The organism is Sulfolobus sp. A20 (assembly GCF_001719125.1).
In the GTDB taxonomy this organism is placed as follows: domain Archaea; phylum Thermoproteota; class Thermoprotei_A; order Sulfolobales; family Sulfolobaceae; genus Saccharolobus.
Window position 1 is genome coordinate 1,440,710 of record NZ_CP017006.1, and the last position, 14,564, is coordinate 1,455,273.

The following is a 14,564-nucleotide window of genomic DNA, read 5'->3' on the forward strand; positions in this document are numbered from 1 at the left end:
TATATATCTTACTAAGATATAAAATCATGGCAAATAATGATAAAAAATTATCAGAAGCGATAAAGGTAGCAATTTCAGCTAATTTAGGTTGGGGTTTTGAATTATTTGATTTAGTAGTTTATTTATATGTTGCTACAACTATTGCCCCACTTTTCTTTCCATCAACCAGTAGAATCGCTAGCTTACTTGAGTTCTTATTAACAATAGTTATAGGATATTTTGCAAGACCTTTAGGAGGGATATTTTTTGGACATTATGGAGATAAGCTCGGTAGAAAAAGAATGTGGTTTATATCACTACTAGGAATGGGTATTGCAACTATTTTAATAGGATTTTTACCTACTTATTACCAGATTGGGGTACTAGCTACTGTACTCTTAATCATTTTAAGAATATTACAAGGGTTCTTTTTAGCAGGAGAATGGGGAGGAGGAATGACGTTAGTAACAGAGGTAGCTCCATCAAACTATAGAGGAGCATTAGGCGGATTACAACAAGGTGGAGCAGCTCTAGGGTTAATATTTGCCGTTATCGCAAACGAATTAGCTCTAGCAATTGCTCCAGGTAATGAATTCTCGGTAATAGGATGGCGTATAATGTTTTGGTTTGGCATAGTCCCTTTAGTAATCGCCTTAGCGGTGAGATGGAAAATAGGAGAGAGTTTAGAATGGCTAATAAAAGCTAAACCGAGTCCGGAGAAGATTCCAATTATAACTATTTTTAAAAGATATTGGAAATTGGTTATAATAGCTACTATAGTATTGTTTTCGAGTGGGTCTATTTACTATGGAATTATAGCTTACATGCCAACATTTCTAAGCTTATATACTAAATTGTCACCTTATCAAATAGATAACGTAGTACTAGCTACAAACTTAATATGGCTATTCATTTCGCCTCTCACTGGATTAATTAGTGATATCTTGAAGTATAGAAAGCTTTTAATAGCATTAACTGGCTTCGTAGCAGGAGTGCTTATCTATCCCATTATTTTGCTATTATATACTGGATCATACATACTCTCAATATTTTCCGGTCTTCTACTAGGCTTCATATTCGCCTTTCAATATTCTATATTTCCTTCATGGCTTTCTGAAAACATATCTACTAAGGTTAGATATAGTTATATAGCTTTTTCTATAAATCTTGGAGTTGCCCTATCTTCATTTGCTCCTTATATAGTGACTGCTTTATCAATAGTTTTTAAAAACCCGGTTATAGGTACTACAGCCTTTGACGCAATAGCTGCAATATTGGGTGGGATAATAGTTCTGTTCTCACCTAAAGATAGAGTTGGGCTTACGCTAGAGTAATTAATATTTTAATGTATTTTTCTAAATAAATGTTTTAAGAGGAGAATTTTTCATTTAAACCAAAAATCCAGCTAAGTATATGCAGAAGAAAAGTTTTTATAAAATCTAAATTATCATCATCCTACCTCATCATCATCCAAAGTTTTAGTAAAAATTTTGAATAATATTATGTTACAAAATTTTTTATATCTTAACTTTTCATATCTTTGATTAAAATGAGCAGAAATATCACTAAGATATTTATATTTCCACATAAGATTTATAACATTACTATCAATATATACTATATGAATAATTATGAAATAGACATACGCGCGCTAAACTTCAAAAATTATGATGAATTAATTCGAAGTTTCTCACTCAACGTACCTTCAAAGTTTAACATAGGCTATTCAATATTAGATAAGAACGTTCCTAAAAACGGTGAGAAAATAGCAGTATATTACTCTGATGAAAGCAGTAAAAAGGATAGTGTAACCTTTTCCAAACTAAAGAACCTATCAGATTCATTAGGAAATGCGCTAGTTAAGGACTTAGGAATAAAGAGAGGAGATAGAGTAGCAATATATTTACAGCCTAGAATAGAGACTATAATAACACTTCTAACCATCTATAGGGTAGGTGCTATAGCATTATCAATCTCTCCGTTAATGGGTACTGAAGCTGTAGAATATAGACTAAAGCATAGTGAAGCTAAAGTCATATTTATGGAGGGTAATAGAACTGATGTTAGAAATAAAATAAAGAATATAGAATCACTTAATCATATAATCGTAGTTGAAGGGGAAGCTAATGCTACTAAGGAAATTGAATTTTGGGATTTAATAAAATCTTCATCTAAAGGTTTTGAGGTAGCTGAAACCAATAGTGAGGAACCAGCTCAACTATTTTACACCTCAGGGACTACTGGTCCTCCTAAAGGAGTATTACATGCACATAGATTTGTCCTAGGGCATATACCTACTTTTCAATTATACTTTGAACTAGCACCAAAAGAAGAGGATGTCTTTTGGACTCCTGCTGATTGGGGATGGATTGGAGCAATAGGAGACGTTATACTTCCATCCCTATACTTTGGGAAACCATTAGTAGCCTACAAGAGGGAAGGTAAGTTTTCCCCTGAGGAGGCAATGAGAATCATGGAAGACTACCGAGTTACTTGTGCCTTCATACCTCCTACTGCATTAAGAATAATAAAAAATAAAATTTCTCCCAAGGAGTATGATCTCAAACTGAGAGCTATCAGTTCCGCTGGAGAAGCTGTGGGAGAAGATCTGATAAAGTGGGGTATGAGCGAATTTAATGTACCCATAAATGAATTTTACGGTTGCACTGAAGCGAACTTAGTTACAACTAATAATTCCTTATGGCTTAGGATAGGTTCTTTAGGCAAGTCATCTCCGGGACATCTTGTTGATGTGATAGACGAGGAAGGTAATTCTCTTCCACCTCATAAAGTAGGAGAAATTGCTGTAAGGATAGGTGATCCCTCATTATTTCTGGGATATTGGGAAAATGAGGAAGCTACCAGAAAGAAATTTAGAGGAATCTGGTTTTTAATAGGAGACTTAGGATATAAGGATGAGAATGGATATTTATGGTTCAAGGGAAGGGCAGATGACGTAATAAAAGTATCTGGATATAGGATAGGTCCAGAGGAGATAGAAAGTGTAATTTTGCAACATCCTGCAGTAAAAGAGGTAGCAGTAATAGGAAAACCTGATCCTGTCAGAGGACACATAATAAAAGCCTTTATCGTCTTAAAGGAGAACGTTGATGAGAAAAATATAGATAAAGATATACAAGAATTTGTTAAGAGAAGGCTAGCGTCTTATGCATACCCCAGAGAGATAGAGTTCGTAAAGGAATTACCTAGGACTGAGACTGGTAAGATTAAGAGACATGTATTAAGGGAGAGGGAAAGCAAAAGATAAATTGCTATCACTAAAAATTTTAATGAAATGAACTTTGGCAAATTGCTTGGAATAGCAATATTTCTCATAGTTATAATTCTTCAGTTATTTCTTATTACTGACCATAATCTAGCTGAAGTTCCCTCACTAGTAAAGGATAGCGTAATCCAACTCTTCTCTTTTAACTTACCTCAACCTATTATAAAATTTTACATTTACAATAGTAGTATAATATTGTCTTTTAATAATACTGATAACTTCCCATATACTTTACTAAATGTTAGTGGAAAATATACATACATCAAACATCCCGTAACATTTATTCCTCATACTGCCACTAACGCTACAATAATTATCACAAACTGGCAAAGTTTTATACAAGAAGCAAAAAATAATGACTATAATATTACCTTAACCTTTGAAATATATAATACCACTTTCTCTCAAAGTGAGACGTTATGAGTAAGTCAGGGAAAAGAAAATATTATCTATTAATGTCGGCCATGTTAGGTAACATCATAGTAGCGTTATTACCGGGATATTGGTGGTATTACTCAGTAGGAGGTATAGTTACCATAAAGGATAGTCTATTTGATATTTATTTACAGTTTTTAGGAAGAGAATATGAAATCATCAACTTAATAAACGTTTTTCTTTTTGCCTTTAGGTCTTATGTTATTACTGTTTCAGCTTACTATTTATATAAAGCCTATTTAGGAGAAAGATATAACTACATGCTCATCATGTGGGCAAGCTACTTATACATATTGGATCCCATCATAGCTTACTTAATATCAAATTATCTCTTAGGATTATTCATAAAGGTGAATTATCCTTTCTTCATCATAGGAAGTGAATCGATAAATGTTAAGGATAAGGGAGTTGAAGTATCCATGTTAATCCAAAGTTATCCATACATCTATTACTGGATAGCCTTAGCAGTTGGAACGCTAAACTTGATAACTAGATTTGTAAAGAAATAAACCTTAATTAGTTATCAAATAATATGAAACTTATTTAAATTATAACAAAATATTATAACAACATAAAATACTCAACATAGTATAAATAGCTAAAAGAGGGATTTCTAATTGTTTTACAATAAAATGTCAAACCTCTCCCTTGAGGGCGGGTAAAGTTTTTATTTACTATCTTCAGTAAGAGAGAATTCCAATTGTGGACTCTTTAACTTTTGAATAGCAAGCTGACCTACTCATTTCCTAAAGGGAAAGGTTTGCCCTCATTTCATCACTAAACCTAAAATTCAGTTGTAGTTGAACTGACCTCTTCCCCGCCCTAAAGGGCGAGGGTTCCACCGAGGTCTAAGGTGTTACTCCCCTTTACGAGAGTTACTCCGTTAGAAGAGACGAGGAAGGAAAGAGGTTTTTTCAATACGTTAACAATCTTCCTTATCCCCAGTTTCATTATGTTTAAAGCTCCATTAACGTCACTGTGGAGCTTATGACCTAAAGGGCAATTAATAACTCCCCTAGACTTCCTACTCACTTCAACATCATGAAAAGCACATAGTCGTGAAGTGTTATATTCAACAACTAGGAACACCTTTATACCGTACTCGTAAAGCTTATACACTATTGCCTCAATTAACTTACGATAGGACCAAATGTTAGAAGTGAACTTATTACCCTTATCTTGAGAGATGAAGTAAGGGTAACCAAGGTAGACTGTTGATACACCTAACTCCCACAATGACTTAGCAAGATGGGAAGCTAAAGTCCTATAGTAGTGTATTAATCTACGATAAAGCTTCTTAAATAATCGCTCCCTTTCTCTCAACACTTCCTCCCTAGCTTCAGTCTCGTGAATTTTCTCATCCTCAGCCTTTAACCTATCTAACTCTCCTATCTTCTTCTGAAAATAGAAGTAATCACTCTTAACGAGGGAACCACGGTAAAAGAGAACAGTACCGTCATCTACTGTAACAGTTGTTAACATGTTTATGCCCAAGTCTATTGAAGCTACCTTGTTACCTTTAGGTAAAGCTATTTGTATTTTATCCCTCTCACCGTGAATGATTAAGGATCCCTTGATTGGCCTTTTGCTCTTCTTTGCCGTAACCCTACCTACGTCAACTGGTATTTGAGCGTAGAACTTGTTTCCGTCTATGTATATCTCCAGCCTACCTTGAGTGCCAAACCACCTTAACCTACCAGCAAAGGGTATTTCCATCTTCCAGTCCTTCAGCAAATGCCTTTCCTCATCGACTTCATAGCGGTCTTGCCTAATGACTAGGATTAGCTTCCTCTTCCCCTTGTCTTTCCAATACCCCGGTGGTGAGATATGATTAACGAATTGCGGTAGACTATCTTTATTCTTCAGTGATGAGAAAAAGGAAGACCATGCTTCATTGTTCTTCTGTAAAACGGCTTTGTGCATTAACCACAAGTACCTCCTTATACTTTTCATAATACTTGTCCTAAGTACCTTTTAGGTCTACTTTATTCTATTGGAAGAACTGTTGTCTTCTCTCGTAGTTTTCCTCGTTCCATAGTTTTGCTGAAGCATCTGCTAACTTTCTCATTTTTCTTTGCTGATATCCGTTTGGAAATAGTCTAACTACGATTGTACGAACACTCCCCTCTGGTATTGCGGGAGTAATGGTCGGCTCCCGCTCCTCATCTTTATAAAGTTGACCAGAAGGGAGTGTTACAGAAGAAAGAGAGAAAAGTAATTTAAAAACCTTACCCCGCCTTAAAAGGCAAGGTTTGCCGTTCTTTTATCAGACTACTGGTAAGTCTCACGTCTTAAATCTACGCTTTAAATGTGATTATAGCTTAATCTAAATGCTATAATCGTCTTGAATTAAAAGAAACTCTACAATAGTCTTAAATTACTTGCCGCATGTGATCAAATATTCCTCAGCGACTTGTATTACAAAATCTTTAAAGTCTGTATAATTTAGTAATTCACACAAATAATCTTTATAAGTTTTTATCTCGCTTTCATCAATTAATCTCATATCAAGTATCATCCTCAAAGTTACAAACCAGGTGAGAAACCTAACTGTCATGTTATTATCCTTTAACATATCTTTAAAGTATGATATATGAGATAGCACTTCGTCTCTTGTTAATACACCCTTTTGTACTAGGTCAGGTATTGCATTCCAAACCCTATACCTAGTTCCGGTATCGGGAAATGATAGGAGTAAATAAATTTCCTCCTTTTTTAACTTATCAATATTTTTTAAAACGTAATTCCATGCTTCATGTTTAATATCCTTATCAGAGCTGGAGAGAAGAGAGGTAAGTAAATCAAAGGATAACTCATTACTGACTAATCCCCTTAATCTCTTAAGGGTTTCTTCCTTATTCATACTATCTTCTTAATTTTGCTTGAAGTATAAAACTATTTTACGTTAAATCTTTAGAGAGTTATAGAAGAATTTAAAGAGATATTAAGATATTCATAATGACTATCAACATTAATTAATAGTAAATTTTTTTACACATTCATCACCTATATTATTAATGAAACTTAGAGTAGGATTTATAGGGATTAAAGGTGGCGTTGGAAAAACAACTATAGCGTTATCAACAGCCTTTTATTTATCACAAAAATTTAAAGTTCTTTACATCGATAAGGATTTGTTATCTGTAGGTTCCTCAATTCTAGGTTTTAACGGTAAAGGTTTTCGTAGGGCAATAGTTGAGAATTTAGGAAGAGAGGAGTATGAATATAAGGTTAGTGAGAATCTAACATTATTTAAACTATTTAGTAGCCCTGTAAGGGAAATTGAATTGCATAGGCTAAGTGTTCAAAAAGAAGGTTTCGTTAAATCTTATTTAGATGTGGTTTCTAAGGGATACGATGCAATAATAATAGACTACGGTATGATTTTTGATCCATATAATCCATTAGTATATGACGAATACAAATTATTTATCGAAAATTTCCCAGAATATGTTATAGGAGCTGTTATTGTTACGGATCCAATTAAAGAGGATGTTTTAAATAGTGTTGAATATTTCAGATATGTTATAAACAAAATAGCTGCTAAACCTATAGCGCTTGTTGTAAACATGGTACCTGAATCTTGGGAGGCAAAAGAAGAAGTTGAAAATCTAATTAATGATATAAGTCATGATTTTTCCCCCGATATCATTTTAATACCTTATAAGAATGAATTCTTACATTACTCTAAGATAAAAGAAGAGTCCGAGTTATCAATAGTAGGGAAAAAATTAGAAAAGTTACTTAAATCTTGAAAAAACTAGATACATAGCTTATCTGACCTCTGCCCTAGGGGTTACGCTTATCCTCATTTTCTCATACTAATTGAAAATATTAAGATGCTTCAGACATACTATTCTGACCTACCTCCCGTCCTAGAAGACAGTTTGCTGTTCTTTTATCAGGATGCGTTTGACTACGAATAATACTTAATGTTATAAGCATGAAAGTAGAAAATAATTACCTATGAAATTAGTTTTAGTGGGTAAAATTTTTGATGGAGAGAAAATAATCGATAAGGGGACAATTATAGTGGAAGATGATAAGATAACTAAGGTCTTAGAAGGTATAGAAAAAGTTGATAATGCAAAGATAATTGAAGGAGATTTCATAATGCCTGGGTTAGTTGACGCACACATGCATTTCTTCGGTGTAGAGGAAGATAACGTAATGGCGTGGAACTTAGTTAATGAAATAGACGTAGCAATTAGGAGTACAAGAGATATGGAGGTTTTATTAAGATCTGGTTTCACAGCCGTCAGAGACTTAGGCAGTAAAGTAGCAGTAAGGTTAGATAAATTGCAGAGGAGAGGAGAAATAATTGGACCTACTGTTATATCATCAGGTTTCTCCCTAGCAATAACTGGCGGAAATGATGATCCTAAGGAATTACCAATAGATTTTGCTCAGAGGATTTCCTATTCTTTCTATTGTGATTCCCCCTATGAATGTAGGAAAGCAGTAAGAATGGCTATAAGACAAGGCGCCACTGTCATAAAAGTTTATGCTTCCGGAGCATTCTCTCAAGGAGGCATAATATTACCCGGTTTCACGTTAGATGAGTTAAAGGCAATTGTTGATGAATCGCATAGAGCGGGTTTAAAAGTGGCATCACATGCTTACGGTAGAGAGGCGATAATGACGTCAATACTAGCTGGTGTAGATACGATAGAACACGGCTTAGGCTTGGATGAGGAAACTGCACAGATGATAAAGGAAAGAGGAATATGTTACATTCCAACGTTAGCAACTTATCAAATACCTTTTGAATCCGTCAATCCAGAAGCTAAAGTTTATAGGGAAGAGATGATAAAAAGGCATTTCACTGATGATATGAGGATAGCAATGGAACATAAATTGAAGATTGCTACGGGCACAGATTATGTTGGATCTAAGAAAAGACCACATGGACAAAATTATATTGAGGCGGTAATACTGTCGAGATATATGAGTAATTTAGAAGTACTTAAGGCTTCTACTAGTGTAGCCTCGGAATGCATTGGATTACGAAGTAGAGGATATGTTAGGGAGGGATATAAGGCTGATTTAATAGTTGTTAAAGGTAATCCATTAAGTAATGTAGAAGACCTGTCTCCTAGTCACATTCTTTATGTAGTTAAGGATGGCAAGGTATTTAAGGGTTATGGGCTATATAAGGAGTTAGACTAGTCTTTTGACATAACGAGTATTTATAAATCTTCTTCCTAGTTTTATAGACTAAACTCCTTGCTAAATAAGGTATTTTAGTTTCTTAACATGTAATACTAGCACCTTTTAACTGCGATAAAATTTTAACAGAAAGTCTAAACTTCAAAGTAATGATATAAAATTTAGACATGGAAAAAATTTTCCAGTAAAGCTTATAAATTCGATATAGTACTCTATAAGTATGGAGTATAAACAAAGGAAAAGAAGTTCATTAGAGATAATACTAGACATACTGAAGAGTTGTGAAGAGGGCTGTGGCGTAACCAAGATCATTTATGGAGCTGGAATAAACTATTCTGTAGCACAAAAATATATCGATGAGTTAACAAAAATGGATGTTTTAAAGGTTAAAATAAATGAGAACAAAAAGTATTATGAACTCACAGAAAAGGGTAGACTATTAAAAAATCATCTTGATGAATTCATTAAACTTAAGGAACACCTCGAGGAAAAGAAAACAAAGTTAAGGGAACTTCTAGATATAGAGGATTAAAGATTTTTTAATCACCTATTATTTCTACAGTTATATTTCGTTCTCTCCTAGGTCCATCTAACTCTACCAAGAAGATGTTTTGCCACGTTCCTCTAACAAGCTTCCCATCTCTAACTGGGAATACTCTATCAGCCCCAAGTATGGTTGATCCTAAATGTGCGTGAGCATTATCATCAATTAGATTATGCTTCCATTTCCTCTCTGGTTCTACTAATTCCTTTATCTTAGCGAGAATATCCTCCATTAAGCCTCTTTCATGCTCATTAGCTATAATGGCTGCAGTGGAATGGGCAACGAATATTAAACAAATACCATTTATTACTCCACTTTTCCTCACAGCGTCCTCCACTTGATCCGTTATATCTACTAACTCAAACTGTTTATTAGTTGAAACTGAAATATCATGAAAGTAAACTTTCATCTTATATCACATTTTCTTATATATTGTTTAACCTAAAAAACTAGACCTTTCTCTTAACGTGAAATTTAGTTAGAGCTGTGAGCACATATGCCCAGAGGAGAGATATGATTAATTTTACAAAAGTCTCACCCTTTAGAGCGGGAACTATTTCTAAGCTAAATATAGAAAGGTTTTCTGAGCCTCTCGACATATGAGAGATGTAATTCAAAGTCTATGAGGAGAAAAGATGAGAAGCCTAAGAGTAATCCAAATGAGGAGATGATGGGGAAATTCTAGTCCAAGGTTTAGGTTCTGACCTCCTCCTACCTGCAAGGTTTTCTTTTCTTTTATCATACCAAATAATTTTCAAGACTAAAAATCCTTAACACGGTATTGCTGAATTATACGCTCCTTTAACACATTCTCGTTATTCGTCTCCACGGGAATACCACATATCCACTTAGTATATTCTTGCCAAGCTGAGTGAGTTCAAAGTATTCTACATTACCCTCTAATGTTCTATTTATGAGTCCAAAGGTAAGTAATTCACTTATAATAAAATCGAACAAAGAACCATAAATTGGTAAAGTTCTCTTTAACTCCTCCGCACTCTTTCTACCTTTTGATAATTCGTTCAATACTTGATATTCCCAGATTCTAAATATTCTTCCCCACATGCCAATATCGATTTCGATATCATAATATTTAAACTTTTTGGGGCTAAAGTACTATTATGTAATTAATGAAATTTCACGTTTCCACGGAAGTGAACTTTTACGTTAATAAGGGGACTAAGATATGGGGAGAACTCTATATTTTGCCTTATAACCACGAGGACCAAAGGGTAAGTAATTTGGAAATTTCTCTGCCGACATTTTGTAATAAAAGTGTAAATGAAGATAGATTCAAAAATAATTATCTATCCTTCAAGTGTAATTCCACTGATGATTTCCAGATATATGTAGAGTATAATCTTAATATGGAAGGCTTACCAACTTATAATCGAAATCTTGATCTGTTTCTCAACTCCAGTAAGTATGTTGATATAGAAAAGTTTAAAATTGAAATAAAATATTCTACAATAGATGAATTAATTGATTCAGTATTTAAAATAATTAACGAAAGAATAAAATATTCTAAGGAAGTTGACATTAAGTCTGCCTCAGCAATTTTTTATAACTTGGGTTATGGTAAGTGTGTCAATTATAGTCACGTTGCTTTGGGATTTTTTAGAGCACACAAAGTTCCAGCAAGATATGTGGTAGGTATAACGCCGTTCTCTAACACTGAAGCTCATGCATGGATTGAGATATGGAACGGGGAGAAGTGGATTGGAATAGATCCCACTGCAGGAGTTAAAAACGTTAGATACGTTAAATGGGCTATTGGTAGAGACGATCATGACGTGAAAAGTAAAATATTTCATACGGAAAAAATTAATATAACTAATTATTTTCACATTAAAAAAATATAGGTTTTATGGAACTAAAACTTGCCTTCCCACTGCTCTGAAATTCTCCAAATTATCTATAGCCTCATTAGCTTCCTCTAATTTCATCGTTCTCGTAACTATAGGCTTAACCTTACCTGCCTCTGCTAATTTCATTATCCCTAAGAAGTCAGCTTGATTACCCACTAGACTACCTACGAACTGAAATTCACTTAAAGTTATTAATGGAGCGTGATAGTGCAAATCAGCTCCAAATAAGCCTACCATTATGTATTTACCTTGTTTAGCTAAAGCTCTGGGATATACTGAGAGAGTTTTCTCAGAGTTATTCAAGTCTATTATTGCGTCAACTCCTTTTCCTTCAGTTATTCTCCTTATCTCAGCTAAAGGATCTTGACTAGACGCATTTATTACGTAGTCAGCACCAGCTCTCCTAGCTGCTTCTACAGCCTCATCTCTCACATCTATTCCTATCACCACGGCACCGCTAACGGCTTTAGCTATTTGAACAGCCATGGTTCCTAATCCTCCTCCAGCTCCAATAATAGCTATTACCTTACTAGGATCTAATGACGCCTTTCTTACTGCCCTATAAGTGGTTATTCCAGAGCAAGTTAGGGGTGTTGCCTCTATTGAATTTAACCTTTTTAGTTTAAAGAGGTACTTATAATGAGGTACTAAAACGTATTCTGCATAGGCACCATCATAGTTTATTCCTAACCATCTAGGAGTATCACACAAATGCTCTTCTCCAATTCTACAATAATAGCAACTTCCTTCTCCTTCCCATGGATTTGCGACTACAGTATCTCCTTTGGAATAGCCCACTACTTCATCTCCTACCTCTTCAACTTTCCCAGCTATTTCATGACCTAATGTTACGGGCAATTTAACTCCTAAATCTTCAACTATTCTTAAATTACCAAATCGTCCTTGTCTCATATGAACATCTGAATGACATACCCCTGCAGCTTCCACTTTAATTAGAACTTGTGGTCCTTTAGGTTTTGGAACCTCTATATCTTGTAATTTAAGAGGCTTTCCTACTTCGACTAATCTCATTGCACGCATAGTCTCGTATAATAATAATCGATAATTATATTGATAAACTTTTTTATGATTTTTTAGCTTAGAACTAAGGTATCAAAGGATAATTTATATACGGTTAGTTATTTGAAGAGTTAATAGTAATATAAACTATAATACAGAAGAAAAAAGTAACAATTAATAAAAAATAATGTTATATTCTTTGATCCGGTGGTAATTCCTCATATTTCTTGAAAACTAAATACCACGCTTTAGCATTTGGTAATTTCATCCTAAGCTCTGCCTCGTCTATGGTAGTAGCTGTTGGAACTATCACATCTTGACCAGGTTCCCAATCTACCGGTAATGAGACTTTTGCCTTATAATTAACTATTGCCGCCTTAGTAATTCTCAACAACTCATCAATCTTCCTTCCATACTCTATGGGATAGTAAGCCATAAATCTAATTATACCTTCTGGGTTCACTAAGAACACTGCCCTTATGGTAACTCCACTAGTTTCGTCCACAATATCTAATAGTCTTGCTAATTTCTTATCTGGATCAGCTATCACTGGGAATGGAATTTTAATGCCATACCTTTGTTCTATATCACTAAGCCATGCTATGTGAGAATAAATACTATCTACACTCATGCCTACTAGTTCAACGTTCAACTTCTTGAACTCTTCATAAGCCTTAGCAAAACCTACGAACTCTGTGGTACAAACAGGAGTAAAGTCTGCTGGATGAGCAAATAGGAATAACCACTTTCCCTTACCGAAAATATCCTTATAGAAATCAATAGGTCCTTTAGTTGTTAGGACTTGAACATCCGGAAACTTTTGATACAACTTCATTTCTGCTCATAAAATATTATGTCCCAGACATAAAAAAGGTTGCTTATGAATGCAATTATAAAAAGAAACCCTCTTGGGTAAGGTAGTTCAAAACCTTATTCCGCAATCAATGTATAAGCATTATTTAAAAAATCGAAATATCATTTTAGAAAAGTTTTAAAAAACTGTTTGGCATATACTGACATATAGTTAAAAAGTATTCAGATTTTATTTCCTTCTTACCTTAAAATACTCTTCTTATTTGTAGAAAAGTTAAACGATTGTATTTAGATTTAAGATATCAAGTATTCATAATCTTTTTTATAAAAGATTACTTTACATTTATATTTCAAAAAATTGGACTAATAACGCTAAAATTCGAGAGTCCACAATAACATCAAATTTTAGAGCGAATAATTGTAAATCGATTTATGGAATCTATGAGGTGAATAGGTTACGTATTCAGTTAACCAACCTTATTGCCCTATATAATCCAAATCTCATTGCTAATTCTGCTAATCTTCCCTTAACAAATTTGCCCATGAAGTCACCAAAATATTCTTCCCCTATTTTTGCAATTATTGCTATTTGTTTATAGGAGAATTTTTCTTCCTGACCCAAAGCGTTAAGCATTGCCCTAGTTCCAGCCTGGACTGCAACTTGAGCAGACATAGGTATGAATTTCTTATTATTAGTAGCACAGTCCCCTGCACCATAAACCTCATCATAGTCGATAGATTTCAAATACTCATCTACTATCATCCTGTCATTAACGTTGGATAATTTCAAATCTGAGATCAATGATGGTCCCTTAAAGCCTATTGAGGAGATTATCAAGTCAGCCTTTATCGTATCCTTATTGGTTTTTACTACATTCCCATCTATTGAGTCTACCTTAGTATTGAGTAGGATATTAACTCCCATATCTTCTAACTTCATTTTAGCGTATTCTGAGGAATCTTTACTCATGAATCCTAACAGCTTACTTTGACCTTCAATTAAATACGTCTCCTTATTCATTTCCCTCGCTAGACTAGCCAATTCCACTCCTAACAGTCCTCCTCCTAAAATGACCACTCTTCTAGCCTTCAGCATTTTTTCTCTTATTCTCAAGGCATCTTCAACAGTCTCCAATTTTTCGGTATTAGGTAAGAGTCTTTGAGAGTAGCCTAAAGCTATAATCAACTTGTCATAACTGATCTCTCCCCTATCTGTTATAACCCTTTTATTCTTAAAATCGATATTTCTTACAGTGGCTCTAAAGACTTTCTTATATGGAATGATTGCCAGATCTGGATTCCCAGTTTTGACTACGTCAACTAATCTATGGGTTAAGACAAAATAGTCTTTGTTATCTATCATTATAGCATCATTATTAGCCTTTAATGCAGATAAGCCTGCAAAACCTCCTCCTAAGATTACAATCCTCATATGAATCATCTACGCTTA

At 34.3% G+C, this 14,564-nt stretch carries 15 protein-coding genes; 8 read left to right on the forward strand and 7 right to left on the reverse strand.

Going from position 1 to position 14,564, the window contains the following annotated elements; translation table 11 throughout:
* The first annotated feature begins 26 nt into the window (after positions 1–26).
* The 4 genes from BFU36_RS07635 (at position 27) to BFU36_RS07650 (ending at position 4,209) form a co-directional block, all read left to right on the forward strand.
* Positions 27–1,313, forward strand: coding sequence for an MFS transporter (locus tag BFU36_RS07635; protein ID WP_069283112.1), 1,287 nt, complete (start codon positions 27–29; stop codon positions 1,311–1,313).
* A 287-nt stretch (positions 1,314–1,600) separates the two neighbouring features.
* The gene (locus BFU36_RS07640; protein ID WP_069284665.1) at positions 1,601–3,247 is read left to right on the forward strand and encodes an AMP-binding protein; all 1,647 of its coding nucleotides are present in this window, start codon (positions 1,601–1,603) and stop codon (positions 3,245–3,247) included.
* Between the two features lie 27 nt (positions 3,248–3,274).
* A complete protein-coding gene (locus BFU36_RS07645) occupies positions 3,275–3,688 on the forward strand; it encodes a hypothetical protein (protein WP_069283114.1) in 414 nt (137 codons plus the stop codon).
* Positions 3,685–4,209 (forward strand): hypothetical protein, encoded by a 525-nt coding sequence (locus tag BFU36_RS07650; protein WP_069283116.1) that lies wholly within the window; start codon positions 3,685–3,687, stop codon positions 4,207–4,209. The genes BFU36_RS07645 and BFU36_RS07650 overlap by 4 nt, the downstream gene beginning before the upstream one ends.
* Before the next feature lie 313 nt (positions 4,210–4,522).
* On the opposite strand, the gene BFU36_RS07655 is transcribed toward BFU36_RS07650, so the two are convergent.
* Both BFU36_RS07655 and BFU36_RS07660 read right to left on the reverse strand, forming a co-directional pair.
* On the reverse strand, positions 4,523–5,653 hold the full coding sequence (locus BFU36_RS07655) for a transposase (RefSeq protein WP_231961089.1): 1,131 nt from the start codon (positions 5,651–5,653) through the stop codon (positions 4,523–4,525).
* A gap of 424 nt (positions 5,654–6,077) precedes the next feature.
* A complete protein-coding gene (locus tag BFU36_RS07660) occupies positions 6,078–6,563 on the reverse strand; it encodes a hypothetical protein (protein ID WP_069283117.1) in 486 nt (161 codons plus the stop codon).
* Positions 6,564–6,717: 154 nt separating this feature from the next.
* Between BFU36_RS07660 and BFU36_RS07665 the strand changes: the two genes are divergently transcribed.
* The 3 genes from BFU36_RS07665 to BFU36_RS07675 all read left to right on the forward strand — a co-directional run bounded on the left by BFU36_RS07665 (position 6,718) and on the right by BFU36_RS07675 (position 9,401).
* Positions 6,718–7,455 carry a ParA family protein gene (locus tag BFU36_RS07665; protein ID WP_069283119.1) on the forward strand — a complete coding sequence of 246 codons (738 nt, stop codon included), beginning with the start codon at positions 6,718–6,720 and terminating at the stop codon, positions 7,453–7,455.
* A 211-nt stretch (positions 7,456–7,666) separates the two neighbouring features.
* Positions 7,667–8,869 (forward strand): amidohydrolase family protein, encoded by a 1,203-nt coding sequence (locus BFU36_RS07670; protein ID WP_069283121.1) that lies wholly within the window; start codon positions 7,667–7,669, stop codon positions 8,867–8,869.
* Positions 8,870–9,089: 220 nt separating this feature from the next.
* A complete protein-coding gene (locus BFU36_RS07675) occupies positions 9,090–9,401 on the forward strand; it encodes a winged helix-turn-helix domain-containing protein (protein WP_069283123.1) in 312 nt (103 codons plus the stop codon).
* A 7-nt stretch (positions 9,402–9,408) separates the two neighbouring features.
* Here the strand turns inward: BFU36_RS07675 and BFU36_RS07680 are convergent, their stop codons facing one another.
* On the reverse strand, positions 9,409–9,822 hold the full coding sequence (locus BFU36_RS07680; RefSeq protein ID WP_069283125.1) for a secondary thiamine-phosphate synthase enzyme YjbQ: 414 nt from the start codon (positions 9,820–9,822) through the stop codon (positions 9,409–9,411).
* Between the two features lie 392 nt (positions 9,823–10,214).
* Positions 10,215–10,478 (reverse strand): hypothetical protein, encoded by a 264-nt coding sequence (locus tag BFU36_RS07685; protein ID WP_069283126.1) that lies wholly within the window; start codon positions 10,476–10,478, stop codon positions 10,215–10,217.
* Between the two features lie 65 nt (positions 10,479–10,543).
* Between BFU36_RS07685 and BFU36_RS07690 the strand changes: the two genes are divergently transcribed.
* The gene (locus BFU36_RS07690; protein ID WP_069283127.1) at positions 10,544–11,275 is read left to right on the forward strand and encodes a transglutaminase family protein; all 732 of its coding nucleotides are present in this window, start codon (positions 10,544–10,546) and stop codon (positions 11,273–11,275) included.
* Between the two features lie 3 nt (positions 11,276–11,278).
* Here the strand turns inward: BFU36_RS07690 and BFU36_RS07695 are convergent, their stop codons facing one another.
* The 3 genes from BFU36_RS07695 to BFU36_RS07705 all read right to left on the reverse strand — a co-directional run bounded on the left by BFU36_RS07695 (position 11,279) and on the right by BFU36_RS07705 (position 14,546).
* A complete protein-coding gene (locus BFU36_RS07695) occupies positions 11,279–12,322 on the reverse strand; it encodes an NAD(P)-dependent alcohol dehydrogenase (RefSeq protein WP_069283128.1) in 1,044 nt (347 codons plus the stop codon).
* 169 nt (positions 12,323–12,491) lie between these two features.
* On the reverse strand, positions 12,492–13,136 hold the full coding sequence (locus BFU36_RS07700; RefSeq protein ID WP_069283129.1) for a peroxiredoxin: 645 nt from the start codon (positions 13,134–13,136) through the stop codon (positions 12,492–12,494).
* A 441-nt stretch (positions 13,137–13,577) separates the two neighbouring features.
* Positions 13,578–14,546 (reverse strand): NAD(P)/FAD-dependent oxidoreductase, encoded by a 969-nt coding sequence (locus BFU36_RS07705; RefSeq protein ID WP_069283131.1) that lies wholly within the window; start codon positions 14,544–14,546, stop codon positions 13,578–13,580.
* Positions 14,547–14,564: the final 18 nt, after the last annotated feature.